Annotated in this window: 25 protein-coding genes, 1 other RNA gene and 2 pseudogenes; 26 read left to right on the top strand and 2 right to left on the bottom strand. The window is 32.6% G+C overall.

What is annotated here, in order from left to right; translation table 11 throughout:
- The first annotated feature begins 101 nt into the window (after nt 1–101).
- From A4G25_RS02060 to A4G25_RS02095, 8 genes and pseudogenes are all read left to right on the top strand, one after another.
- Entirely contained in the window at nt 102–443 is a 342-nt protein-coding gene (locus tag A4G25_RS02060) for a DUF1798 family protein (protein ID WP_052766726.1), read from the top strand.
- Entirely contained in the window at nt 436–1002 is a 567-nt protein-coding gene (locus A4G25_RS02065) for an SLOG family protein (RefSeq protein ID WP_047131075.1), read from the top strand. The genes A4G25_RS02060 and A4G25_RS02065 overlap by 8 nt, the downstream gene beginning before the upstream one ends.
- Nucleotides 1003–1015: 13 nt before the next feature.
- Nucleotides 1016–1345, top strand: coding sequence for a cell division regulator GpsB (gpsB, locus tag A4G25_RS02070; RefSeq protein WP_047131076.1), 330 nt, complete (start codon nt 1016–1018; stop codon nt 1343–1345).
- 96 nt (nt 1346–1441) lie between these two features.
- An RNA gene (rnpB, locus tag A4G25_RS02075) (RNase P RNA component class B) lies at nt 1442–1824 on the top strand.
- A gap of 139 nt (nt 1825–1963) precedes the next feature.
- On the top strand, nt 1964–3088 hold the full coding sequence (locus tag A4G25_RS02080; protein WP_047131335.1) for a THUMP domain-containing class I SAM-dependent RNA methyltransferase: 1125 nt from the start codon (nt 1964–1966) through the stop codon (nt 3086–3088).
- Nucleotides 3089–3113: 25 nt separating this feature from the next.
- The gene (rarD, locus tag A4G25_RS02085; protein WP_047131077.1) at nt 3114–4010 is read left to right on the top strand and encodes an EamA family transporter RarD; all 897 of its coding nucleotides are present in this window, start codon (nt 3114–3116) and stop codon (nt 4008–4010) included.
- 150 nt (nt 4011–4160) lie between these two features.
- Nucleotides 4161–7606 (top strand): annotated as a pseudogene (locus A4G25_RS02090) (dynamin family protein).
- Nucleotides 7607–7626: 20 nt separating this feature from the next.
- Entirely contained in the window at nt 7627–8514 is an 888-nt protein-coding gene (locus A4G25_RS02095; RefSeq protein WP_047131078.1) for a 5'-3' exonuclease, read from the top strand.
- Nucleotides 8515–8569: 55 nt separating this feature from the next.
- Here A4G25_RS02095 and A4G25_RS02100 read toward each other — a convergent pair whose 3' ends face one another.
- Nucleotides 8570–8962 carry a ribonuclease HI family protein gene (locus A4G25_RS02100; RefSeq protein WP_047131079.1) on the bottom strand — a complete coding sequence of 131 codons (393 nt, stop codon included), beginning with the start codon at nt 8960–8962 and terminating at the stop codon, nt 8570–8572.
- Between the two features lie 44 nt (nt 8963–9006).
- Nucleotides 9007–9714 carry a queuosine precursor transporter gene (locus tag A4G25_RS02105; RefSeq protein WP_047131080.1) on the bottom strand — a complete coding sequence of 236 codons (708 nt, stop codon included), beginning with the start codon at nt 9712–9714 and terminating at the stop codon, nt 9007–9009.
- A gap of 204 nt (nt 9715–9918) precedes the next feature.
- Between A4G25_RS02105 and A4G25_RS12780 the strand changes: the two genes are divergently transcribed.
- The 18 genes and pseudogenes from A4G25_RS12780 to A4G25_RS02190 all read left to right on the top strand — a co-directional run bounded on the left by A4G25_RS12780 (nt 9919) and on the right by A4G25_RS02190 (nt 25277).
- Nucleotides 9919–10113, top strand: coding sequence for a zinc-finger domain-containing protein (locus A4G25_RS12780; RefSeq protein ID WP_075140949.1), 195 nt, complete (start codon nt 9919–9921; stop codon nt 10111–10113).
- Nucleotides 10114–10128: 15 nt separating this feature from the next.
- A complete protein-coding gene (locus A4G25_RS02110) occupies nt 10129–11247 on the top strand; it encodes a conserved virulence factor C family protein (protein ID WP_047131081.1) in 1119 nt (372 codons plus the stop codon).
- 84 nt (nt 11248–11331) lie between these two features.
- The gene (gene brxA, locus A4G25_RS02115; RefSeq protein WP_047131082.1) at nt 11332–11766 is read left to right on the top strand and encodes a bacilliredoxin BrxA; all 435 of its coding nucleotides are present in this window, start codon (nt 11332–11334) and stop codon (nt 11764–11766) included.
- Nucleotides 11767–11867: 101 nt separating this feature from the next.
- Nucleotides 11868–12821 (top strand): thymidylate synthase, encoded by a 954-nt coding sequence (locus A4G25_RS02120; protein WP_047131083.1) that lies wholly within the window; start codon nt 11868–11870, stop codon nt 12819–12821.
- 41 nt (nt 12822–12862) lie between these two features.
- Nucleotides 12863–13345 (top strand): dihydrofolate reductase, encoded by a 483-nt coding sequence (locus tag A4G25_RS02125; RefSeq protein WP_047131084.1) that lies wholly within the window; start codon nt 12863–12865, stop codon nt 13343–13345.
- A 12-nt stretch (nt 13346–13357) separates the two neighbouring features.
- Nucleotides 13358–14194 (top strand): DegV family protein, encoded by an 837-nt coding sequence (locus A4G25_RS02130; protein ID WP_047131085.1) that lies wholly within the window; start codon nt 13358–13360, stop codon nt 14192–14194.
- Between the two features lie 93 nt (nt 14195–14287).
- Nucleotides 14288–14821, top strand: coding sequence for a peptide-methionine (S)-S-oxide reductase MsrA (gene msrA / locus A4G25_RS02135; protein ID WP_103163103.1), 534 nt, complete (start codon nt 14288–14290; stop codon nt 14819–14821).
- A complete protein-coding gene (gene msrB, locus A4G25_RS02140; protein WP_047131087.1) occupies nt 14814–15242 on the top strand; it encodes a peptide-methionine (R)-S-oxide reductase MsrB in 429 nt (142 codons plus the stop codon). The genes msrA and msrB overlap by 8 nt, the downstream gene beginning before the upstream one ends.
- 14 nt (nt 15243–15256) lie before the next feature.
- On the top strand, nt 15257–15757 hold the full coding sequence (locus tag A4G25_RS02145) for a PTS sugar transporter subunit IIA (protein WP_046099333.1): 501 nt from the start codon (nt 15257–15259) through the stop codon (nt 15755–15757).
- Nucleotides 15757–15978: a YozE family protein gene (locus A4G25_RS02150; protein ID WP_047131088.1), complete on the top strand. Its 222-nt coding sequence runs from the start codon at nt 15757–15759 to the stop codon at nt 15976–15978. Before A4G25_RS02145 ends, A4G25_RS02150 begins: the two co-directional genes overlap by 1 nt.
- Before the next feature lie 156 nt (nt 15979–16134).
- Complete coding sequence (locus tag A4G25_RS02155; protein ID WP_047131089.1) at nt 16135–17604, top strand: S41 family peptidase; 1470 nt, start codon at nt 16135–16137, stop codon at nt 17602–17604.
- 13 nt (nt 17605–17617) lie between these two features.
- Complete coding sequence (locus A4G25_RS02160) at nt 17618–18130, top strand: GNAT family N-acetyltransferase (RefSeq protein WP_047131090.1); 513 nt, start codon at nt 17618–17620, stop codon at nt 18128–18130.
- A gap of 12 nt (nt 18131–18142) precedes the next feature.
- Nucleotides 18143–19231, top strand: a complete 1089-nt coding sequence (locus A4G25_RS02165) for an undecaprenyldiphospho-muramoylpentapeptide beta-N-acetylglucosaminyltransferase (RefSeq protein ID WP_047131091.1) — start codon at nt 18143–18145, stop codon at nt 19229–19231.
- Nucleotides 19232–19855 carry a phosphatase PAP2 family protein gene (locus A4G25_RS02170; RefSeq protein WP_047131092.1) on the top strand — a complete coding sequence of 208 codons (624 nt, stop codon included), beginning with the start codon at nt 19232–19234 and terminating at the stop codon, nt 19853–19855.
- A gap of 173 nt (nt 19856–20028) precedes the next feature.
- Nucleotides 20029–20154, top strand: a pseudogene (locus A4G25_RS13180) (hypothetical protein); the annotation flags it as partial.
- Nucleotides 20155–20261: 107 nt separating this feature from the next.
- Entirely contained in the window at nt 20262–20924 is a 663-nt protein-coding gene (locus A4G25_RS02180; RefSeq protein WP_047131094.1) for a response regulator transcription factor, read from the top strand.
- The gene (locus A4G25_RS02185) at nt 20921–22285 is read left to right on the top strand and encodes a HAMP domain-containing sensor histidine kinase (RefSeq protein ID WP_047131095.1); all 1365 of its coding nucleotides are present in this window, start codon (nt 20921–20923) and stop codon (nt 22283–22285) included. The genes A4G25_RS02180 and A4G25_RS02185 overlap by 4 nt, the downstream gene beginning before the upstream one ends.
- A gap of 196 nt (nt 22286–22481) precedes the next feature.
- Entirely contained in the window at nt 22482–25277 is a 2796-nt protein-coding gene (locus tag A4G25_RS02190) for a 2-oxoglutarate dehydrogenase E1 component (RefSeq protein ID WP_047131096.1), read from the top strand.
- The last annotated feature ends 1 nt before the right edge of the window (nt 25278 follow it).

The following is a 25278-nucleotide window of genomic DNA, read 5'->3' on the forward strand; positions in this document are numbered from 1 at the left end:
TTATTTAGCATAATACACAAACTAAAGTCCATTACAACAAGGCTTAACCTGAATGACGTATCCTATTCATTATGATAAATTAAAGTAGCAGGGGGTTATAAATGATGTATAAAGTCGTTCAACAATTGATTCGATATACACAAATGATGAAAGACAGATATCAAAACGCACGTGAAGGCACTCAGTATTCTTTTCATAACGACGTTGTACCTTTTACGAAAGAAATTGATGCGCTAATTGACAAACTGAACAGTAAAGCAGAACTTATCGTTTCACTTCCTTATATGAATAAAATGAAATACCAAATCTTGATACAAAACCTTGAAACTTTATCTGTGGAATGCCACTATTCTGGTACAAGCAGAAAAGTTTTTATGGATAAACTTAAAAGTGTGAAATACGACTTGAATTATATAAAGGAAAGTGAAAAACAATATGGTTAAAACTGCTTATATAACAGGATATAAATCATATGAGCTCAATATTTTTAAGGAAAATGCACCAGAAATCAAATATTTAAAAGCATTTATAAAAAATAAGATTAAGTCTTTGGTTGAAGAAGGATTGGAATGGGTATTAATACAAGGGCAATTGGGCATCGAAATGTGGACAGCAGAAGTAGTTATATCACTAAAAGATGAATACCCGGATTTAAAATTAGGTATTATCACTCCTTTTGAAAATCATACTGAACGGTGGAATGAACAAAGCCAAATCCAGTATCAAAAAATTTTCGAAAAAGCAGATTTCACTGAATCTGTTCACCATGCTCCATATGAAGGGCCTTTTCAATTTAAACAAACTGATCAATTTATGTTAGACCATACAGATATAACAGTTTTGTTATATAATGAAGAACAGGAAGCGAGCCCAAAGTTCTTCAAGCGGATGTTAGTTGATTTTGCAGAACAAACAAATTATACTTGTGATATTGTAACATTTGATGAAATTAACGTTTTCATCAATGATTTGCAGTGGTCAGAAGAAGAAAGTTTCGAATGAGGTGGAGAAAAAAATGGCAGATGTATCTTTAAAGTTATCAGCAAAAGATATTTATGAAAAAGATTTCGAAAAAACTCTTGCCCGCGGCTATAGAAGGGAAGAGGTAGATGCATTCCTAGATGACATCATTGCAGACTATCAAAAAATGGCCGATTTAGATAGTGAAGTCGTTAAGTTAAATGAAGAAAATCACAAATTAAAAAAAGAACTTGAAGAATTGCGTTTACGTGTTGCAACTTCTAGACCACAAGAAAACAAGAATTTCTCATCAAATGCGAGTACGAATAATGTAGACATTTTAAAACGCATTTCTAATTTAGAAAAAGCAGTATTCGGTAAATAAAATCTTAAATAGATAAGTAATCAAAATCTGAATACTTTATCTATTTAAGATTGCCTTTACCATGCTTGATTAACCGTGTTATAATTTTAAAAGTGATATTTCGGGTAATCGCTATAGCGATATAGAGGAAAGTCCATGCTCACACAATCTGAGATTGATTGTAGTGTTCGTGCTTGATGAAACAATAAGTCAAGGCAATATGACGGCAGCGAAATAACCTAAGTTCTTAGAATAAGGTTAAAATAGCTTGAAAGTGCCACAGTGACGTAGCTTTTATAGAAATATAAAAGGTGGAACGCGGTAAACCCCTCGAGTGAGCAATCCAAATTTGGTAGGAGCACTTGTTTAGCGGAATTCAACGTATAAACGAGGAAATCACCGTACATGAATCGGTATTTCAGACAGATGGTTACCACCGGCGTACCAGTGCATACTAGTGCACGTGATGAGTACTAAGGTACAGAACATGGCTTACAGAGATATCATTACTAGTTTAGCTCTCCCGCGACGGAGAGCTTTTTTAATTTGATTTGAAAAAGCAGAAACATTCCACATAAGATACGAAAACTCTGCTACAATTGAAAAGGAAATATTATAGAGAAGGAAGGGAAAATGCGCATGTATCAATTATTAGCTGTGTGTCCCATGGGTCTTGAATCAGTAGTTTCTAAAGAAGTCAATGAACTTGGTTATGAAACTGAAGTCGAGAACGGCAGAATATTCTTTGAAGGTGATGAAAAAGCCATTGCGAAAAGTAATCTTTGGTTACGCACATCAGATAGAGTACGTATAGTAATAGGCCGCTTCAAAGCCACAACTTTCGAAGAATTATTTGAACAAACTAAAAATATACCTTGGGAAACAATCATCCCTGTAGACGGCAATTTCCCTGTGCAAGGTCGAAGTGTGAAATCTACATTACACAGTGTTCCTGATGTTCAAGCAATTGTTAAAAAAGCAATTGTAGAACGATTAAAAGAAGCATATTCACATAAAGGCTGGTTAGATGAAACTGGTCCTAAATATCCCGTTGAAGTTGCAATCCACAAAGATCAAGTATTATTAACGATTGACACTTCCGGATCAGGTTTGAATAAACGCGGTTATAGACTTGCTCAAGGTGAAGCACCTATCAAAGAGACACTTGCTGCAGCCTTAATTCGTTTAGCGAATTGGAACGGAAACACTCCATTAATCGATCCTTTCTGCGGTTCAGGTACAATAGCAATTGAAGCTTGCTTAATTGCGCAAAACATTGCCCCTGGATTTAACCGTTCGTTCGTTTCAGAAACTTGGGACATTATGCCAGAAGGACTTTACGACACATTACGTGATGAGGCAGATCAACAAGCTGATTACGATAAAGAAGTTGAAGTTTATGCATATGATATCGATCATGAAATGGTTGAAATCGCAAAACGAAACGCTGATGAAGTCGGTTTAGGCGAGGTTATCCATTTTGAAGTGAAAGATGTCAATACTTTAGATATCCATACTGACAAACCTATTGCACTTATAGGAAATCCGCCATATGGCGAACGTATCGGAGATCGTGAAGAAGTTGAAGAAATGTATCGTTATTTAGGTAAGTTAATGAAAGAACATCCAAATCTTTCAGAATACATTTTAACAAGCAATAAAGAATTTGAGTTTTTAACACAACGCAAAGCAACAAAACGCAGAAAATTATTCAATGGTTACATTGAATGTACGTATTACCAATATTGGGCAAACAAAAAATAAATACAACTGAATAGGAGGACTACTATTGAACCAAGAATTTAAACGCGGAATATTATATTCCTTAATAGCATATATTTTATGGGGCACTCTTCCTATTTACTGGTCGTTACTTAACGATATAGGTCCATTTGAAATACTTGCATACAGAATTATCTTATCTATGATATTCATGGTTGTTTTAATCTATGCGATGGGTAAATACACACAATTTATTAATAACATAAAGTTATTAACAGTGAAGCAGATTATTGCTTTAACTGCTGCTGGTTATATTATAACGATAAACTGGGGTACTTTTATTTGGGCTGTAAACAATAATCATGTCTTACAATCAAGCCTAGGTTATTATATTAATCCATTAGTCAGCATTCTTTTAGCGATGATATTCCTAAAAGAACGTTTTACTAAAATGGAATGGTTGGCCATTATATTTGCTGTTATCGGCGTATTATACATGACCATCAAAATAGGAGAATTTCCTATCGTTTCAATCATGCTTGCATTATCATTCGGTTTTTATGGTTTACTGAAAAAAATTGTACCAATAGATGCACTCAGCAGTATCACGTATGAGTGTATTGTAACCACACCTGCTGCTTTAATATATATCATTTATCTATGGACTACACATCAAACAACGGTCGGTTTTAATATGCCTACTTTCTGGTTATTATTTTCAGGTGCTATCACTGCAATACCACTTATCAGCTTTTCTGCAGGTGCACGGAGAATACCTTTATCTCTAATGGGTTTCATCCAGTATGTAGGACCTACTTTAATGTTTATTCTAGGTATTTTTGTTTATAAAGAAGCGTTTGATATTAATCAATTAATTACATTTATATTCATTTGGGCAGGTATTATAGTTTATTGTATCTCCCAATACGTTCAAATGAAAAAAGATAATAACCCTGCAACATAATGCATTAAAAGACACTTAAATCTCATCAATTATGATGAAAGAAATTTAAGTGTCTTTTTGATTTTGTTTAAGAAAGAATATTATCCTTTAGAGTCTGACGCTTTTGTTATACAATTAACACAACGTTATTAAAAAAGGGGAACAACATATATGTCTAGTACGAACCAATTAGATATTTTATATAAATTAAAAAAGGAAGTAGAAAAATCTAATCATGAAGATTTAGTACATATTATTAATCAAGTCATCAAGAAAGTATATTTAAATCAATTCACTTTGACTTTTGTAGGTCACTTTTCAGCCGGTAAATCTACTCTAATCAATTTATTATTAGAACAAGAAATTTTACCAAGTTCTCCTGTGCCGACAACAAGTAATACAGCGATTGTTTCGGTATCAGACGAAAGTGAAATTATTGCGAACTTAGAGGGACAAAAATATACAAAACTCAGTGATTATGAAGAAGTTAAACAATTAAACAGACAAAACGGGGATGTTGAATCTGTAGAAATAAAATTCGATTCTAATAAATTCAACAAAGGTTTCACTTTACAAGATACACCTGGAGTTGACTCAAATGTATCATTGCACCAAGCTTCTACAGAACAATTCATGTTCACAAGTAACATCGTATTTTATACTGTCGATTATAACCATGTACAATCTGCTATGAACTTTCAATTTATGAAACGACTTAATCATGCAGGGATTCCTGTTGTCTTTGTAATCAATCAAATTGATAAGCATAATGATGATGAATTATCATTTTCAGAGTTTAAACAAAATATTGATAATGCAATTAATGAATGGGATTTAGATATACTAAGAACATTCTATGTATCAAAATTTGATTATCCAGAAAACCAAATTAATGAACTGTCAGATTTCTTGGTTTATCAAGATAATCATCGAGAATCAATGGAAGATTATATTAAACGTATTACGGAATTTATTACTGATGATCAGCTTTCGTATATTCAATCTGAAATGCAAGATATATTAAGTATCTTAGATATTGAAGAAGCACAATTCGATCAAGCATATCTAAATTTCCAACAAAATAAATCAGTAAGTGAAGAAGCACAATTACTGAATGATCCTGAAAAATTAATGAATTATCTTAAATATCAACGTAAAAAAATTCTGGATAATGCTTATCTTATGCCCCATGAAATGCGAGAAAAAATAAGAGTGTATTTGGAGAGTAGGGTAAAGACTTTTAAAGTCGGAGGTCTATTTAACAAAAAGAAAAAAACCGAAGAAGAACGTCAGGCTCGTCTAGAAAACGTAATGTCTGAATTACAAGATTTAGTGAATCAACAAGTAAGACAGCCTATGCGTGAAGACATGTCATTCTTAACTAGATTCATTAATCAATCATCTGTAAGCAACGCTATTTTAAACCAGCATTATGAAATTCCAAAAACGTTGATTTCTGATTTGTATCAAGAACAGATGAGTATCAGTAATCAATATGTATTAAATTTCTGTGATGACGTAGTCAAAGCAATCCATAATTATGTGAAAAAAGATTCTAATCCGCTTTTAAAAGATGCAGTAAAATATGCAGAGTCACAAAACATTGAAGCAGAAGATGAATCTACTGATTATAGCGAATACGAAAAATATATCAAATTACGTGAATTGCAAGAATCTCTAGAAACACATAATTATCAACATTATTATATTCATTTAGACGACTCATTAGATAAGTTGATTGATCGTACTGAAATCAAATATACAAAAGAAGAATTAGAACAACCTGAACGAAAAGAAAAAGCGAACAAAACAACTCATAATGATAAAGAGGAAAATATTGATCTTTCTGTAATCAAGAAAGGTATTGAAATTATTGAACCAGTACCGCTTTTCCAACAAACAAAAGATGATTTGAATGCAGCAATCGAAAGAATGGATCAACAGATTGTGAAAATCGGCGTTTTTGGTACGTTCAGTGCTGGTAAAAGCAGTTTAATAAACGCGTTGCTTGGTGATAACTATCTTGTAAGTTCACCGAATCCGACAACAGCTGCTACAACAGAACTTTCTTATGGCGATTCAAGTGCGATTACATTAAAAAAAGAAGAGCAATTATTAGCAGAGTTAAATCAACTTGTAGAAACACAACAATTTCATTTTGATAATTTAAATGATTTTAAAGATACTGATACAACTGCTTTAAAAAACTCTTTGAAAAAGGAACAATTAGCTTTTGTAAACCAGTTAAATCACAATTAGAGTTATATCAAGATATGTTAAAAGATGGTCTTACTCACAATATTAATCAAGATGAAGTTAAAAAATGGAGTGCTGAAGATGCTTATGCTGCATTTGTCGAAACAGTTCATTTAAAATTACCTATTGATTGGCTTAAGAATAAAATTATCGTGGATTCTTTAGGTTTATATTCAAATAACCAAAGACATTCTAACGAAACTGAAAAGATTTTGACTTCTTCAGACTTAATTTTATATGTCAGCTACTTCAACCATTCATTTACGGATAATGACAAAGCCTTTATCGAGTATATGAAAGAAATGAATCAATTAAACGAAAACCAAACGTTCAAAATGATTATAAACGCTGTTGACTTAGCTGAATCCCAAAGTGATTTAGATGCTGTTGAAGATTATGTATCAGATGCTCTTGAACAAGTAAACATGCCTGCAGATATCTATTCTGTTTCCAGCAGACGTTCATTAAAAGAAGGCGATGAGGGCATAGATAAACTCAAAGAAAGTTTAGATTATTTTGCTTCTGTTGAATCTAAAGTAGTTTTACAACATCAAATGAAATCACAATTAGAACAAATCAGCAATTCCTTTGCTGAAATGTCTGAGGATTTCCAAAATAATCGTCAGGAAATGGAAAAACGCCAATCTAAAATACAAGAAATCAACCAGAAGGGTGCAATTCCAGAAACCACTTTATCAACAGCTAAACAACATGCTTATAACGAAGTAGAAGATCAAATTTATCACTTAAATGAACGCTTGAAACTTCAACTTTTTGATGAAGTCAGAACTGTATTTAATGCCCAAATGACTAAGAATAAAGATTTTGAAGATGAAAAACGCATTGCAGTAAAAACGTACTTAGAACAAATTCATGCAAGACTTTATATGGAACAAACATTAATAGCTGAGCGCATTAAAAAGTTCTTGAATCAACAATTAGAAGAGCAACTAGCTCCAGTGGTTAAACAATTAAATCAACTGCACATATTGATACATCCTCATTTTAATATCGATATGAATAAAGATGAAATTGATACTTTACACATTGATTTTGAGCAAATGTATCAATCGCTTCCAAAAAAATTGTCTAAGAAACGTTTATTACAACCAAAAGCACAAAAAGAAATCCAAGAAGACGTTACAATGAATACTGTAGAATTATTGCAAGATGATATTAATCTTTTACGTCAACAATTAGAACAACAAGTGAAGTTGATGGGCCAAACTGCTGAAAAACAAATAAAAGCAATATCAGATGAAATACATCAACAAGCTGAAGAATTGCTTAAAGTTAAGTTAGATACATCACTAATTAAGCAAATTGATTCAGCTCATGCAGAATTAAAATCAATTTTATAATTTAGAAAGAGGATAATTACATGAGTAATAGAGTATTGCTTGTAGATGGAATGGCGCTTTTATTTCGTCATTTCTATGCTACAAGTATCCATAACCAATTTATGAGAAATAGGGAAGGTACACCTACAAATGGTGTGCAAGGATTTGTCAGACATGTTTTTTCGGCTATCGATGACATTGATCCAACTCATATTGCTGTATGTTGGGATATGGGACAACAAACTTTCAGAAATGAAGTGTTTACAAGTTATAAACAACACCGTCCAGCGCCACCCGATGAACTTAAGCCGCAATTTGATTTAGTTAAGCAAATCTCAGAGGCATTAGGTTTTATAAATATAGGTGTGCAAAATTATGAAGCAGATGATGTAATAGGCACTTTAAGTAACAATTTATCAAAAGAAAATGAAATTTATATCGTTACTGGAGATAAAGATATTTTACAATGCATCAATCCAAATGTTCAAGTTTGGTTAACCAAAAAAGGATTTAATATCTATAATCGATATGATTTAAAACGATATCAAGAGGAATATAATTTAAATCCGCTTCAACTTATTGATATTAAAGCTTTTATGGGCGACAGTGCAGATGGCTACCCAGGCGTAAAGGGTATTGGTGAAAAAACTGCATTAAAATTGATTCAACAATACCAATCTGTTGAAAATGTTATAAATCATATTGATGAGTTAACACCTGGCCAGCAAAAGAAAATTATCAGCCACATGGATGATTTAAAATTGTCTAAACAACTTGCTGCCATCCATACTGAAGTTCCTTTAGATATAGATGCGTTATTTAACAAAATGAAATATCAAGTAGATTATATTAATGCTATACAAATTTGCGACGATAATGATTTAAAAGTTTCAAGCAAGTTTATCAATAGAGAATTCATGCCATTCTAAAATGAAAAACAGGAATGAACAAAACACATCATTGTGAGGTTTTGTTCATTCCTGTTTATTTTAATTGTTGATATAAAGCTTGTTGGGCATGGTGATTTGCCTCTTTATTTTGTGCACGAGGTATCCAATTAATCAAACATAAATCAAAGACTTTCATTTTTTTGGCTGCTTCCATTAGATAAGGTTTAAACTTTTCATTATTTGTAAAACCTTTTTCTAGACTATCTACAACAAGTTTTGAATCTGTTGAAACTAACGCAGTATCAATTTCCTGTTGTTCAGCACTTTCTAATGCAAAAATAAATGCTTCCCACTCAGCAGAATGATTATCTGTTGGTGAAATATCTTTCGTATATATTTGATGATTTGATTCCTCAACAATTACCACTGCAATTGATGCAGGTCCAGGGTTGCCTTTTACAGCAGCATCAAAAAATATTTTAGCCATATCTATCACCTCAATGTATCACTACATTTATCATTACCCTTTTATTAATATCCTTCATCTTTCGCTTGAATCTTACCGTTTCTATACATTGATTTTGCTAGATATCCAAAAGGTACGTTAAAAATAGTAGCTACAAGTTTTAAAATATAAGTAGTTATAAATATTTCAAAAACTGCATTACCAGGCAGTAAGCCGATGAAAGCAATACATACAAATAATGCTGTATCAATAATTGAACTCAAAATTGTACTTCCATAAGCTCTTATAATAAAAGTACGATCTGATTTAAATACTTTTTTGATTGCATTAAAGATAAACACATCAATATGCTGACCTATTATATATGCAATAATTGAACCTAACGCAATTCGAGGTACAATATTAAAAATTGTGCTCAAAGCTTTTTGAGACATATCTTCAGGGGCAGGAATGAAGTGTAAGGATAATTGCATTAATATAATCATTATTAATGACGAAGTGAATCCCATCCAAACAGCTCGTTTTGCCACTTTTCTACCATAGATATCATTTAAAATATCAGTTGCTAAATAAATAGATGCGAACATCACGTTACCCAAAGTTGCTGATATCGCAAATATATCAACCGTTTTAATAACTTGAATATTGGCTATAATTGTCCCCATAGCCACCCATGCTATTAAGCCTTGTTTACCGAACAATCTAAACATTGTTACCATTAAAGTAAAGGTTACTAGGAATGCGATAATCCCCATTATTTCATTAAAAAACATATTATTCCTCCTAAATTTTGATAATGCGGGTGTTTAGAAACCGCAAACTCAACCTATATATTCTATTAGATTTATTTACTGAATGCAATGTCTATTTCATTAATGATAGTTTCAATAGATGAACTCATTCTGCTCTCGTGATATAATGATGCTAAAATTAATCGTCTAGAAACTATAATCGTAAAAGTATCAATTAATAAGGGAGTGACGATTATTTTTACTAAATCAGAAAAAAAGGCGCTTGATTCTATTGATGAATTACTGAACACTTATTGCAAAAACTGTGAATTGAAACTATATAATCGAAAAGAACACGGCAAAACATATGCACATCACTTTTGCATTTATGAGTGTTCAGTAGGAAAACAAATCAAGCAATTTGGCAACGAATTACAATAACTGGAGGGAATATCGATGGAGATCGTTCGCATAGAACCGACACCAAGTCCTAATACTATGAAAGTAGTATTAAATAAACAAAGAGAGGACAATCAATCCTCCACATACACTGAAGTTAAAGAAGGACAGCCAGAATTTATTAATCACTTATTAGATTTAGAAGGTGTAAAATCAATATTTTACGTTATTGATTTCCTTGCGATAGATAAAACACCAAAAGCAGATTGGGAAGAAGTACTTCCAAAAATCACTGCTGTTTTAAATGACGATGCAGGAGCCGGAAAAACGGATGAACCTGTACCAGATGAACATTATGGCGAAATCAAAGCAGAAGTTTTAGTTTTCAAAGGTATTCCTTATCAAATTAAATTATCTACTACTGAAAAGGAAGAAAGAAAACAACTACCCGCTAAATTTGTGGATACTATGTTAGATGCACAAAAAGATGATGATAATGTTGTTTTCATGCGTAAATGGGAAGACTTAGGAACTCGATATGGCGATATAGATGATGTGATGTCAGAGGTTGAAGAAGAAATCATTGCACTTTATCCAACTGAAAAGTTAGATGAATTACTTAAAGAGGCATTACAAACAGAAATTGTAGTCCCTTCAACTCAATATCAACATGTAACACTTGATGAATTTAATCAAGCTGAAGATTGGAAAGCGCAACTTAGAATGTTGAAATCATTCCCAACGCCTACAAAAGCAGATTATCCACTGTTAGAAACAGCATTGGACCATCCGAAAGTACCTATCAGACGTGAAGCAGTTGTTTTAGCTAGTATGGTTGAAGATGAATCTGTTTTACCGTATCTTTACCAAGGATTAAATGATAAAAATCCTGGTGTAAGACGCACAGCAGGAGATGGGTTAAGTGATTTAGGATATAAGGAAGCACTGCCGGAAATGGAAAAAGCATTAGATGACCCACAAAAAATTGTACGTTGGCGTGCTGCAATGTTTATTTTTGATGAAGGCGGGGAGGCACAACTACCTGCTTTAAGAGCTCATGAAAATGATGATGCTTACGAAGTGAAATTACAAATTCAAATGGCTATTTCAAGAATTGAAAATGGAGACGAAGCATTAGGCTCTGTATGGAAACAAATAGCCAATCGAAATAAATAATTATATTTTTGAGAAATCAGTTGCATTACAAATGTTCAAAATTCATGTAAAATAAATTATAATAATTACAAGGAGTGGTTATGCATGAATGCATATGAAGCATATATGAAAGAGTTAGCACAAGGTATGAGAAGTGAATTAACTCAAAATGATTTTGAAAGTTTAGAATCAGCAGAATCTGTAAATGATTATATGAAAAACGTTGGAGAAGACGAAACAACTTTCGTAGTCATTAATTCTACTTGCGGATGTGCTGCTGGTTTAGCGCGCCCTGCAGCAGTTGCAGTCGCTGAACAAAATGACAAAAAACCAGATCATAAGGTTACTGTTTTTGCAGGTCAAGATAAAGAAGCTACACAAGCGATGAGAGAATTTATTCAACAAGTTCCATCCAGCCCTTCATACGCTTTATTCAAAGGTACTGAACTTAAACACTTTATGCCACGTGAATATATAGAAGGCAGAGATATTCAAGATATCTGCATGGATATTAAAGATATGTTTGACGAAAATTGCTAAGTTATCATATTAATATCATGTAATGGAAAGGGACAAATGACTTACAGAACATCATTTGTCCCTTTTTCTATAAAGATATCCATAAAAAGGAGGAGGCTTTTATGAATACGTTTGATGAAGCATACCATAGTTTGTGCAAAGAGATTCTCGAAATCGGAAATGAACGTGATGATCGTACACATACAGGAACAATTTCAAAATTCGGCCACCAATTAAGATTTGATTTATCAAAAGGATTTCCATTACTAACTACAAAAAAAGTTTCTTTTAAATTATTAGCTACTGAACTAGTTTGGTTTATAAAAGGAGATACAAACATTAAATATCTACTTCAATACAATAACAATATTTGGAACGAGTGGGCATTTGAAAAGTATATTCAATCAGAAGATTATACAGGTCCTGATATGACCAATTTTGGTCATCGTGCTTTACAAGATCCGGAGTTCAATGAACGTTATCAAGAAGAAATGGAAAAATTCAAAAAGAATATATTAAATGATGACGCGTTCGCTGAAAAACATGGAAACTTAGGAAATGTATATGGAAAACAATGGCGTGATTGGGTAGGTGCAGATGGTGAACATTATGACCAACTTGCTACTGTTATTGAACAAATTAAAAAACATCCAACTTCACGCAGACATATTGTATCTGCTTGGAACCCATCAGAAATTGATACAATGGCTTTACCGCCATGTCATACAATGTTTCAATTTTACGTACAAGATGGCAAATTAAGTTGTCAGCTTTACCAGAGAAGTGCAGATATTTTCTTAGGAGTACCTTTTAATATTGCGAGTTATAGTTTACTAACACATTTAGTAGCTAAAGAATGCGGTTTAGAAGTCGGAGAATTTGTTCACACATTTGGAGATGCACATATTTACTCAAATCATATAGATGCTATTCAAAAACAACTTTCAAGAGAAAGTTTTGAACCGCCGCAATTAAAAATCAATACAGATAAATCAATTTTTGATATTCAATATGAAGATTTAGAAATTGTAAATTATCAATCTCATCCTGGAATTAAAGCGCCTATCGCAGTATAACCAATTTCTCAATTTACAGAAAAACGAAAGGGGATCTTTTAATGACTTTATCAATCCTTGTAGCACATGATCAAAACAGGGTCATTGGGAAAGATAATCAATTACCTTGGCATTTGCCTAATGATTTGAAACACGTTAAAAAATTATCAACAGGTAATACACTTGTTATGGGTCGTAAAACTTATGAATCTATTGGAAAACCTCTTCCTAATCGCAGAAATGTAGTATTAACACGTAATTCTACTTTTCATCCTGAAGGTGTGGATGTTATTCATGATTTAGCTGAGATTTACGATTTACCAGGCCACGTCTTTATATTTGGAGGTCAAACCTTATTTGAAGAATTTATAGATAAAGTTGATGATATGTATATTACTGTTGTAGAAGATAAGTTTCAAGGTGATACATTCTTCCCGCCTTATACTTTTGAGAATTGGGAAGTAGAATCAGCAGTTAAAGGGGAACTAGATGAAAAAAATACAATTCCACATACATTTTTACATTTAGTTCGTAAGGATCAATAGGAGGGCTTTTATATGAGTAAAAAAATTGTTACAGATTCAACATCAGATTTACCTCAAGAATATTTAAAGGAACACGATATACATGTAGTTCCTTTAAATCTAACAATAGATGGCGAATCATATATCGATCAAATAGATGTTTCGTCTGAAGAGGTGATTCGCCTCATTGAAGATGATGCTGACATTAAGACAAGTCAGCCTCCTATTGGTAAATTTATCGAATTATATGATGAGTTAGGAAAAGATGGGTCTGAAATTATCAGCATCCATATGACATCTGGATTAAGCGGAACTTATCAAACTGCTTATCAAGCCAGCCAAATGACAGACTCAAATGTAACAGTAATTGATTCAAAATCTATTTCTTATGGCTTAGGTGCACAACTTGAACATATTGTTGAGTGGATTGATGAAGGATTTTCTACTGAAGAAATTGTGGAAAAAGTGGAACAACTACAGAGCAATATCAAAGTATATGTTGTTATTGGGCAATTAACACAATTAATCAAAGGCGGCCGTATTGGTAAAGCTAAAGGCATGATTGGTAATCTAATGAGATTAAAACCGACTGGTTCACTTGAAGATGGGCGCATTAATTTAATGCACAATCCCCGTACTCAAAAAGCAAGTCTGCAATTTATCAAAAAAGATTTAATGAAGTTCTTAGAAAATCATTCACTTAAGAAAGTAGGTCTCACTCATGCAAATGCTCTTGATTTTGTTGAAAAAGCAAAAGAGCAATTTGTAAATGGCGATAACCCTCCAGAATATATGGTTAACTTCACAACTCCTGTAATTTCTACACATACAGGACAAGGTGCACTTGGACTAACTTTTTTACGTTCTTAAAAAATACAGCTTTGTATATTATCCAAAGCAAACTAATAGAAAAATCTAAATATTCGTGGTAACTTAAGGATTAACTAGAAATCGAATGGAGGAATTATTTTGGCATATGCAACATTAGCCGGTGGCTGTTTCTGGTGCATGGTAAAACCGTTCACTTCGTATCCTGGCATTAAAAATATAGTTTCTGGATACAGTGGCGGACATGTAGAAAATCCAACTTATGAAGAAGTTTGTACAAACACAACAGGTCATGTAGAAGCAGTACAAATAGAATATGACCCGGAAGTCACTTCATTTGAAAATATTTTGGACGTTTATTTTAAAACTTTCGACCCTACTGATGACAAAGGACAATTTTTCGACCGTGGTGAAAGTTATGAACCAGTCATTTTTTATCATGATGAAGATCAAAAGAAAGCTGCTTTAGCTAAAATTCAAGAATTAAATGAACAAATGGTGTTTAATAAACCAGTTATCACTCCAGTTAAACCTTACAAAAATTTCTATCCTGCTGAAGGTTATCATCAAGATTATTATAAAAAGAATCCTATGCATTACGAACAATACCAAAAAGGTTCTGGACGAAAAGACTTTATAGAAAAACATTGGGGGAATCAAGATGCTTAAAAAAAATAAAGATGAACTAAACGATCTCGAATATCTTGTAACTCAAGAAAATGGAACTGAACCACCTTTTCAAAATGAATACTGGAATCATTTTGAAAAAGGAATCTATGTCGATAAATTATCAGGTAAGCCATTATTCACTTCAGAAGAAAAATTTGAATCTGACTGTGGTTGGCCAAGTTTTTCTAAAGCATTAAGTGATGATGAAGTGGTAGAACTTGTTGACAAATCATTTGGTATGGTAAGAACTGAAGTACGTTCAGAAGACAGTAATAGTCATTTAGGCCATGTATTTAATGATGGTCCAGCTGAAACTGGCGGTTTGAGATATTGCATTAACTCTGCTGCTGTCCAGTTTATTCCTTATGATAAATTAGAAGAACTTGGATACGGCGATTTAATTCCGCATTTCAAGGATTAAGGAGAGAAATAATTATGTTTAAAAAATTATTCGGTAAAGAAAACCAAGCAGATAAGCATATTGAAATTTATGCTCCTATTACAGGCAAATTTGTAGATATCGAAGATATCCCAGATCCAGTATTTGCTCAAAAAATGATGGGTGAAGGTTTTGGCATTGAACCAACTGAAGGTGTTGTTGTATCACCAATTGATGGCAAAGTAGATAATGTATTTCCTACTAGCCATGCTTTAGGTCTTAAAGCTGATAATGGATTAGAGTTATTACTTCACATTGGTTTAGATACAGTTCAATTAAACGGAGAAGGTTTTAAAGTATTGGTTGAAAGCGGTGACACTGTAAATGTGGGTGATCCGCTTGTAGAATTTGATTTAGATTTTATTAATCAAAATGCAAAATCAATTATTTCTCCAGTCATTATTACTAATACTGACCAAACAGAAAATATTGATATTCAAAAAAATGATCACTTAGAAAGAAATGAAACAAAAGTTATTGATGTGACGATGTCATAATGAAAGATTATTCTTTTTATCAATTTGCATTAACAGTACGAGGACGGCCAGATGCAAAAGGAAAGTTGGCAGAGCAAATCTTTGATGATTTGTCTTTTCCTAAACATGAGTCTGATTTTCACTCATTATCAGATTACATTGAAACTGAAGCGTCTATAAGTGAACCAATGTTTGTCTTTGACGACTTATACGAAGAATATCAAGAGTGGTTAAAATTTTAATACGTTTAAAAAGGATTGATGTTCGTGCATCAATCCTTTTTATTGTGCTTAAGATAATATTTCTTGATGATTACTATGTATTTGGTAAAATTAATTATCGTTTCATTTACTGAATTGGAGCGCAAAAGAACATATTTCTAGAAAGGAGACTTAAAGTTGGTTCAAAATCAAAATAATGAACAGTCTCAAAACCAAGAACAAAAAGACTTACATAACTCTCCGAAAATATTTAAAATTAAGCGTTGGAAATTTATCATTTTTTTAATAGCTATTATTTTAATAACTGTTATTTTAACAGTATTATCAACAATTGCTATTTCACATAAAATGAGCGGATTAGATGCAGATCAACGAAAATCTTTCAAAAAAGTAGAATCTGCGTACGGTACTTTAGCAAATGATTACTACAAGCATCAAAATCCAGATAAATTATCAGAAGCTGCCATCGACGGAATGGTCAAAGAATTAAAAGATCCATATTCTCAATATATGACGACTGACGAATCAAAATCATTTAATGAAGATGTTTCAGGTGATTTTGTAGGAATTGGTGCTGAAATGCAAGAACGAAATCATCAAATCAGTGTAACAAGCCCAATGAAAGGATCTCCGGCAGAAAAAGCTGGTTTAAAACCAAAAGATATCGTTAAAAAAGTTAATGGTAAATCCATTAAGGGAAAACCGCTTACAGATGTAGTTAAAATGGTACGCGGTAAAAAGGGTACAACTGTAACTCTAACGATTGAACGTGCACACCAAGAACATACACTTAAAATCAAGCGAGATAAAATTCATGTTAAAAGTGTTGAATACAAAAAAGAAGGGAATGTAGGTATTTTCACTATCAACAAATTCCAAGATAATACAGCATCCGAACTAAAAACAGGGATTAAAAAAGCACATAATGAGGGTGTGAGAAAAATTGTTCTCGGTTTAAGAAATAACCCTGGTGGCTTATTAAATGAAGCTGTAAAAATGTCGAATATTTTTATTGATAAAAATAAACCTGTAGTAAAACTACAAAAGGGTAATGAAACAGAAGTGGTGCGTGCACCAAGTGATCCTTTAAAAGAAGCTAAAGATATGCAAGTTTCTATTTTAGTTAATGAAGGTTCTGCGAGTGCTTCAGAAGTATTCACTGGAGCAATGAAAGATTATAAAAAAGCTAAAATTTACGGCGACAAAACTTTCGGTAAAGGTATTGTACAAACAACTAAAGAGTATAAAGATGGATCTCTACTCAAATATACTGAGATGAAATGGTTAACTCCGAAAGGTCACTATATACACGGTAAAGGTATTCAACCGGACGTTAAAATTTCTGCACCTAAATATCAGTCATTAAGCATGATTCCAGATGACAAGATATTAAAAGAGGGAGATAACAATAAAAATGTAAAATCAATTAAAATTGGTTTGAAAGCTTTGAATTATAATACTGGAACTGAAAATAATGATTTTGATGCTACTTTAAAATCAGCAGTTGAATCTTTCCAAAAAGACAATAAACTCGATGTAAATGGTACTTTTGATAAAGAAACCAATCGTAAATTCACTGAAAAATTAGTTGATAAATCTAGTAAAGATGATGAGGTTCTTAAAACTTTATTGAAAAAATTAAAATAAAGGGGCAAACCATATGATACGTACAGCTACACATAATGATTTAAAATCAATATCAGAGTTAACAGAAGATGCTAAGAAAATTATGCAACAAGATAATAATCCTCAATGGGATGAAAAATATCCATTAATTGAACATTTCGAGGAAGATATTGCAAATCAATCTTTGTTTGTACTAGAAGAAGAAAGTAAGATTTACGGTTATATAGTTATCGACCAAAATCAGTCGAAATGGTATGATGAACTTGAATGGCCTATTGATAGAAAAGGCGGTTACGTAATTCATAGGTTAGCAGGTTCACCGGATTATAAAGGGGCAGCAACCGCACTCTTTGATTTTGCTGTAAAACGTGCATTAGATCATGATATACATGTTCTTTTGACTGACACGTATGCAGTAAATCGTCGAGCACAAAACCTTTTTGAAAAATTCGGTTTTAAAAAAGTAGGCGAAGCTGATTTAGATTATCACCCTTTTGATAAAGAAGAACCTTTTTATGCATATTATAGAATTTTAGAAGAAGAATAGAGGTATAAAAAAATGACGAAAATTGCATTTACTGGCGGTGGTACGGTCGGTCATGTTTCAGTCAACTTAAGTTTGATTCCGATCGCCCAAGAAAGAGGATACGAAACTTTCTATGTAGGTTCTAAAAATGGTATTGAAAGAGAGATGATTGAATCACAACTTCCAGGAATTCAATATTTTCCAATTTCAAGTGGTAAGTTGCGTAGATACATTTCTGTAGAAAATATTAAAGATGTATTCAAAGTACTAAAAGGCATTTTAGATGCACGCAAAGTATTAAAAAAACAGAAACCTGATCTTCTTTTTTCAAAAGGCGGATTTGTATCTGTGCCTGTAGTAATTGCAGCACGTTCATTAAATATTCCTGTTGTAATTCATGAATCAGATATTACACCAGGTTTAGCTAATAAAATTTCTTTGAAATTTGCTAAAAAGATTTATACAACATTTGAAGATACTTTAAAATATTTGCCAAAAGACAAAGCCGATTTCGTAGGTGCCACTGTACGTGATGACTTAAAAGAAGGAAGTCGTGCAAATGGTTTTCAACTTACAGGGTTTAATGACGATAAAAAAGTGCTATTAGTAATGGGTGGTAGTTTAGGCAGTAAGAAAATAAATGAATTAATACGTCAAAACTTAGATACATTATTAAAAGAGTATCAAATCATTCATTTAACAGGCAGAGGATTAATGGATGAAACAATTCAACGAAAAGGATATAAGCAATTTGAATTTGTAACAGACGAATTGACAGATTTATTGGCAATAACTGATACAGTTGTCAGCAGAGCAGGTGCAAATGCTATTTATGAATTCTTAACGCTAAATATCCCTATGTTACTCATCCCATTAGGTTTAGATCAGTCACGCGGAGATCAAATTGACAATGCCAAAAACTTCCAAAATAAAGGTTATGCCAAAACATTACCTGAAGATCAAGCTGATACAGCTAATTTTATAGAATCTCTACATGCAATCGAATCTAATAGAAATAATATTGAAAAGCAAATGCATGAATATCATCAATTATTCACCAAAGAAGATTTACTTGATAAACTTTTAAAAGATACTAATCAAAAGGAAACGAGGGAAAGCTAATTGAGCCGAATTAAAAGGATTTCATTAATTTTGGTATTCACTTTAATATTCAGTGTTATTGCTGCTTTCCATCAAAGTAGAATCGGCAACTGGATTGATACCGAAGTCTATGATTTAATTTATGCATCGCATAGCGTAATTACAACAAGTATTTTTATGGGAGCAACTTGGGTTGGAGAAGTGTTTTCAATGATTTGTCTTTCACTATGTGTAGTCAGTTATTTATTATTACGTAAAATGAAAATTGATGCTTTATTCTTTGCAATTGTGATGGCAGTATCAAGTATTTCAAATCCGATAATGAAAAATACATTTGACCGAGAGCGCCCATCAAAATTACGTTTAGTTGAAATCGGCGGATATAGTTTCCCTAGCGGACACGCAATGGGCTCTACTTCATTTTTCGGAAGTATCATATTTATTGCATCTCGCTATTTGCATGGTACTCCAAGAGTCATGATGACATCATTCTGTATTTTTATGATTGCAATGATTTGTCTGTCTCGTATTTATTTAGGCGTTCATTATCCAACTGATATAATAGGCGGAATTACTGCTGGACTCATTTGTATCTTGACAGTCTCTGTATTTTTCAAAGGTAAGTTAAAACCAATTCGTTTCTAATTAAAATATGATTAAAGCATTCATGATAAATTCTCAATTGAGAAAGTTTCATGAATGCTTTTTTATTAATCAAAAAACCGATTTTGCTGATAAAAGCAAAATCGGTAAGTATGTCACGTTATGTATAACCATAACGTCAGTATTTACGGGCATATATAAAAGGGGATATGAAAATGACCAATACTATAAGAACGAAATTGTGGGGGGATGTCTCATTTGGTATTGATAATCATTTTCAATTACTATTATACATTAGTGAGAATGATTGTCAATTAGAAATATCCATTTTTTTAAATTTTCTTTTTTTTGATACAAGGACCACAAAAATGAATATCTTTAATAGCTATCTGCTTATTTAAATACTTGATATCTCGTTTGTGTTAAAATCTATTTTGAGGTGCTTACCATGACAAAAATTTTAATCGTAGAAGATGAACAAAATCTTGCACGTTTTATTGAATTAGAGTTGATACATGAAAATTATGAAGTTGATATTGAGAATGATGGCGCAGAAGGTTTGAAGACTGCACTTTCTAAAGAGTATGATTTATATTTATTAGATTTAATGCTTCCTCATATGGATGGTTTAGAAATATGCAGAAAAATTCGCGAAGTTAAATCAACGCCTATTATCATTATTACTGCTAAGGGTGATACATATGATAAAGTAGCAGGTTTAGACTACGGTGCAGATGATTATATTGTAAAACCATTCGATATTGAAGAATTATTGGCAAGAATACGTGCTACTCTGAGAAGGCAGCCTGTTAAAGATACAATTACAATTAAAGGTATTGAAATCGATAAGGCAGCTTTTCGTGTGACAATCGATGGACAAGAACTCGAACTTACAAAAACTGAATATGATTTATTACAATTGCTAACAGAAAATCTAAATCATGTTATGCAGCGTGAACAAATTTTAAATCATGTGTGGGGTTATGATAGTGAGGTTGAAACAAACGTTGTAGACGTCTACATTCGATACTTGCGAAATAAATTAAAACCTTTTAACAAGGAAAAAGTAATTGAAACTGTCCGCGGTGTCGGATATGTGATCAGACAATGAAACAACGAAAATTAAAAACACAATGGATGCTTGTTACAACGAGTATTACTTTTCTTATAATATTTATCTTTAGTCTTGTCATTATTTATTTCTTAAGTATTACATTACGCGATAATGAAATTAATGATGCGGAAAAAAGTGCTGATAATGTTTCTTCTTTATTAGCAACAAAATCATTGGAAAATGTTACACCCCTTGATTTAAATGCTTCATTGGGAAATTTCCAGAAAGTAATGTTATTTGATGAAGACGGCAAAAAAATAGCTGATACTTCAACTATGGGTGAATATATAAATGACACCAAACAAATAAAACCATCAAAATATCATAGTGTTTATGTTGTTCATTTAAAGAATGCAAATTTTTTAGTTGTTTCACATCCGATTGATACTGATAAGTTCCAAGGATATTCAGTAATTATCCATTCTCTTGCAAGTTATGACAGCGTTATGCATTCACTTGTTATATTGTCGGTATTGTTTGGAGTTATAGCAATTATAATAACATCTACAATCAGTTATATATTTTCTGCCCAAATTGCAAAACCAATTATCATAATGGCCAATAAAATGCGGAAAATCAGAAGAGATGGCTTCCAAGAGAAGTTGGAACTACCCACTAATTACGAGGAAACCAATGATTTGATTGATACATTTAATGATATGATGTTACAGATAGAAGAACTCTTTAATCAACAAACACAATTTGTAGAAGATGCATCTCACGAGTTACGAACACCTTTACAAATTATACAAGGCCATTTAAATCTAATTAAGCGATGGGGCAAAAAAGATCCTGAAATTTTGGAAGAATCCTTAAATATAACAATTGAAGAGATGAATCGTATTACGAAACTTGTAGAAGAATTACTAATGCTTACTAAAGAATCTACCTATAAAGACGCCAAAGATGTAGAGCCTGTCAATGTGAATAATGAGATTAAATCACGTATTAAATCCCTTAAGCAATTGCATCCTGACTATACTTTTACATTCAACCCATCCAACAAACCAATAATTTTAGATATTAATCGATATCAGTTAGAACAAGTATTATTGATTTTCTTAGATAACGCTATTAAATATGATATTCGAGATAAAAAAATTGATATTTCAACTAGTTTAAAAAACCGTCAAGCAACAATAGAAATTACAGATCATGGTGCTGGTATACCGAAAGAAGAATTAGATTTTATTTTTGATCGTTTTTATCGAGTTGATAAGTCACGTTCAAGACAGCAAGGCGGAAATGGACTAGGATTGTCAATTGCAAGCAAAATAGTAAGTTTATATAATGGATCGATTCAAGTTAAAAGTGAAGTGAATTCTTACACAACTTTCAGTATTACTTTCAATATTTAATAAATGTGCAACTTATTACCTAAATAATAATTATACTCAATTTGTTTACTTTGAAATTATAGTTTATATATGTTTACAAAGAGCCGTCATTACGGCTCTTTTTCTATGCGTCAATTGGTTATTCTCCCTTTAATTTGTGAAGATTTAATGATATTATTTATTTGTAAGCGTTTCAATATATTGTGGAGGGAGTAATATGACGAAAGACAAACAGGTAAGTGAAGCACCTGTAAATTTCGGAGCTAACTTAGGGGTTATCATAGATTTATATGATCAATATCTACAAGATCCAACTTCAGTCTCTGAAGATTTACAATTTTTATTTAGTACAATCAATAACGACAACAGAGAGGTAGCTGCGAGTCCTGCATCTAGTTCTAGCGATAGTACAATTAAACAAGTTATGCGTTTAGTTGATAACATCAGACAATACGGGCACTTGCAAGCAGATATTTATCCAGTCAATCGACCAGAACGTAAACACGTTCCTAAATTGACAATTGAAGATTTCAACCTTTCTAAAGATGATTTAGAAAAAATTTCTCCAGGAATAGTATCAGATCATTTTTCTGATATTTATGACAACGCATATGAAGCAATTAAACGTATGGAGAAACGTTATAAAGGACCAATTGCTTTTGAATACACACATATCAATAATAATACGGAGCGTACATGGCTCAAACGACGTATTGAAACGCCATATAAAGCAAATTTAAACAAAAACGAAAAAATTAATCTTTTCAAAACATTGGCACATGTAGAAGGGTTTGAAAAGTATCTTCATAAAAACTTCGTAGGAGCAAAACGTTTCTCTATTGAAGGTGTAGATACACTTGTACCGATGTTGCAACAAACATTAAGACGTGCAGCAAAAGAAGAAATTAAAAATATTCAAATTGGTATGGCTCACCGCGGTCGCTTAAATGTGTTAACACACGTTTTAGAAAAACCATATGAAATGATGATTTCTGAATTTATGCACACAGATCCAATGAAATTTTTACCTGAGGATGGAAGTCTGGAACTGACATCTGGTAATGCTTGGACAAGCGATGTTAAATACCATTTGGGCGGTATCAAAACAACTGATACTTATGGTACTGAACAACGTATTTCACTTGCAAACAACCCAAGTCACTTAGAAATCGTGGCACCTGTTGTATTAGGTAAAACTAGATCAGTTCAAGATGACACACATGAAGGCGGAAAAGTGCAAACTGATTTCAAAAAATCAATGCCTATTTTAATTCATGGTGATGCAGCTTATCCTGGACAAGGTATCAATTTCGAAGCTATGAATTTAGGCAACTTAAACGGATATTCTACTGGGGGCTCATTGCATATCATCACGAACAACCGTATTGGCTTTACAACTGAAGCTAAAGATGGACGTTCAACAACATATTCTACTGATGTAGCAAAAGGTTATGATATACCAATCATGCATGTTAACGCTGATAATGTTGAAGCTACAATTGAAGCAATTGATATAGCTATGGACTTCAGAAAAGAATTCCATAAAGATGTTGTCATTGATTTAGTAGGGTATCGTCGTTATGGTCACAACGAAATGGACGAACCGTCAATTACTAACCCAATTCCATACCATGCGATTCGTAAGCATTCTACTGTCGATAAGATTTATGGTGAACAACTTGTAGATGAAGGTGTCATTTCTAAAGAAGAAATGGACCAAGTTCTAGACGATGTTCAAAAAGAATTGCGTAATTCGCATGATAAAATTGATAAGAATGATAAAACTACAACAAAAGATATGTCTAAGCCTGAAGGTATTGATGAACCACTTAAACCAGATAAGACTAATGTATCTTATGAAGATCTTAAAACAATTAACGATGCTTTATTAACTTATCCAACTGGCTTTGAAGTATTGAAAAAATTAAACAAAGTTCTTGAAAAACGTAGAGAACCATTTGAAAAAGAAGATGGCTTAGTAGATTGGGCACAAGCTGAGCAATTAGCATTTGCTACAATCATGCAAAACGGCACACCAATCCGTTTAACAGGCCAAGATAGTGAACGTGGTACTTTCAGCCACAGACACGCAGTATTGCATAATCCAGACAACGGCGACGAATATATTCCATTACAAAATGTTCCGAACCAAAAAGCTTCATTTGATGTACACAACTCACCATTATCTGAAGCTGCGGTAGTAGGCTTTGAATATGGTTATAATGTAGAGAACAAGGGTACTATGAATATCTGGGAAGCACAATATGGTGACTTCGCAAATATGGCACAAATGATGTTTGACAACTTCTTATTCAGCAGTTATGCCAAATGGGGAGAACGTTCTGGATTGACACTATTCCTACCTCATTCATATGAAGGACAAGGACCTGAACATTCATCAGCAAGATTAGAACGTTTCTTACAATCTTCAGCTGAAAACAACTCAACAGTTGTTAACTTGTCAAGCAGTGCCAATTACTATCACTTGTTACGTGCGCAAGCAGCAAGCTTAGACACAGATGCTATGCGTCCGTTAGTAGTAATGTCACCAAAAAGTTTATTGAGAAATAAAACTGTTGCAGATACAATCGACAAATTTACAGAAGGTTACTTCAAACCTATTCTTCCTGAAGCACACGAAGAGAAAAAGGTTAAAAAACTTATTTTAGCTTCAGGTAAAGTATTTATCGACTTAAAAGAACGCTTGCAAAAAGAACCTGATGATTCTATTTTACTCGTTGCAGTAGAAAGATTATATCCATTCCCTGTTGAAGAGATCAGCGAAGTAATTAACTCACTTCCAAATCTTGAAACAATTGCTTGGGTTCAAGAAGAACCGCAAAACCAAGGTGCTTGGTCATTTGTATATCCTTACTTAAGTGACTTAGCAAGCGATAAATACGAATTACAATATAGTGGTCGTATTAAGCGTTCTGCACCAGCTGAAGGTGACGGCGAAAATCATAAACTTGTTCAAAACTCTATTATTGAAGAGAGTCTTAATAAAAATTAGG

Source organism: Staphylococcus condimenti (genome assembly GCF_001618885.1).
Classification (GTDB): Bacteria; Bacillota; Bacilli; order Staphylococcales; family Staphylococcaceae; genus Staphylococcus; species Staphylococcus condimenti.

Bases quoted from the DNA above. Each gene is read 5' to 3' on its own strand.
- A4G25_RS02125 (WP_047131084.1), top strand. From the start codon at position 12,863: ATGACTTTATCAATCCTTGTAGCACATGATCAAAACAGGGTCATTGGG.
- A4G25_RS02150 (WP_047131088.1), top strand. From the start codon at position 15,757: ATGAAAGATTATTCTTTTTATCAATTTGCATTAACAGTACGAGGACGG.
- gpsB (WP_047131076.1), top strand. From the start codon at position 1,016: ATGGCAGATGTATCTTTAAAGTTATCAGCAAAAGATATTTATGAAAAA.
- A4G25_RS02100 (WP_047131079.1), bottom strand. From the start codon at position 8,962: ATGGCTAAAATATTTTTTGATGCTGCTGTAAAAGGCAACCCTGGACCT.
- A4G25_RS02130 (WP_047131085.1), top strand. From the start codon at position 13,358: ATGAGTAAAAAAATTGTTACAGATTCAACATCAGATTTACCTCAAGAA.
- A4G25_RS02080 (WP_047131335.1), top strand. From the start codon at position 1,964: ATGTATCAATTATTAGCTGTGTGTCCCATGGGTCTTGAATCAGTAGTT.
- A4G25_RS02105 (WP_047131080.1), bottom strand. From the start codon at position 9,714: ATGTTTTTTAATGAAATAATGGGGATTATCGCATTCCTAGTAACCTTT.
- A4G25_RS02160 (WP_047131090.1), top strand. From the start codon at position 17,618: ATGATACGTACAGCTACACATAATGATTTAAAATCAATATCAGAGTTA.
- A4G25_RS02165 (WP_047131091.1), top strand. From the start codon at position 18,143: ATGACGAAAATTGCATTTACTGGCGGTGGTACGGTCGGTCATGTTTCA.
- A4G25_RS02145 (WP_046099333.1), top strand. From the start codon at position 15,257: ATGTTTAAAAAATTATTCGGTAAAGAAAACCAAGCAGATAAGCATATT.
- A4G25_RS02110 (WP_047131081.1), top strand. From the start codon at position 10,129: ATGGAGATCGTTCGCATAGAACCGACACCAAGTCCTAATACTATGAAA.
- A4G25_RS02185 (WP_047131095.1), top strand. From the start codon at position 20,921: ATGAAACAACGAAAATTAAAAACACAATGGATGCTTGTTACAACGAGT.
- msrB (WP_047131087.1), top strand. From the start codon at position 14,814: ATGCTTAAAAAAAATAAAGATGAACTAAACGATCTCGAATATCTTGTA.
- A4G25_RS02060 (WP_052766726.1), top strand. From the start codon at position 102: ATGATGTATAAAGTCGTTCAACAATTGATTCGATATACACAAATGATG.
- A4G25_RS02190 (WP_047131096.1), top strand. From the start codon at position 22,482: ATGACGAAAGACAAACAGGTAAGTGAAGCACCTGTAAATTTCGGAGCT.
- A4G25_RS02065 (WP_047131075.1), top strand. From the start codon at position 436: ATGGTTAAAACTGCTTATATAACAGGATATAAATCATATGAGCTCAAT.
- A4G25_RS02095 (WP_047131078.1), top strand. From the start codon at position 7,627: ATGAGTAATAGAGTATTGCTTGTAGATGGAATGGCGCTTTTATTTCGT.
- brxA (WP_047131082.1), top strand. From the start codon at position 11,332: ATGAATGCATATGAAGCATATATGAAAGAGTTAGCACAAGGTATGAGA.
- A4G25_RS02180 (WP_047131094.1), top strand. From the start codon at position 20,262: ATGACAAAAATTTTAATCGTAGAAGATGAACAAAATCTTGCACGTTTT.
- A4G25_RS02120 (WP_047131083.1), top strand. From the start codon at position 11,868: ATGAATACGTTTGATGAAGCATACCATAGTTTGTGCAAAGAGATTCTC.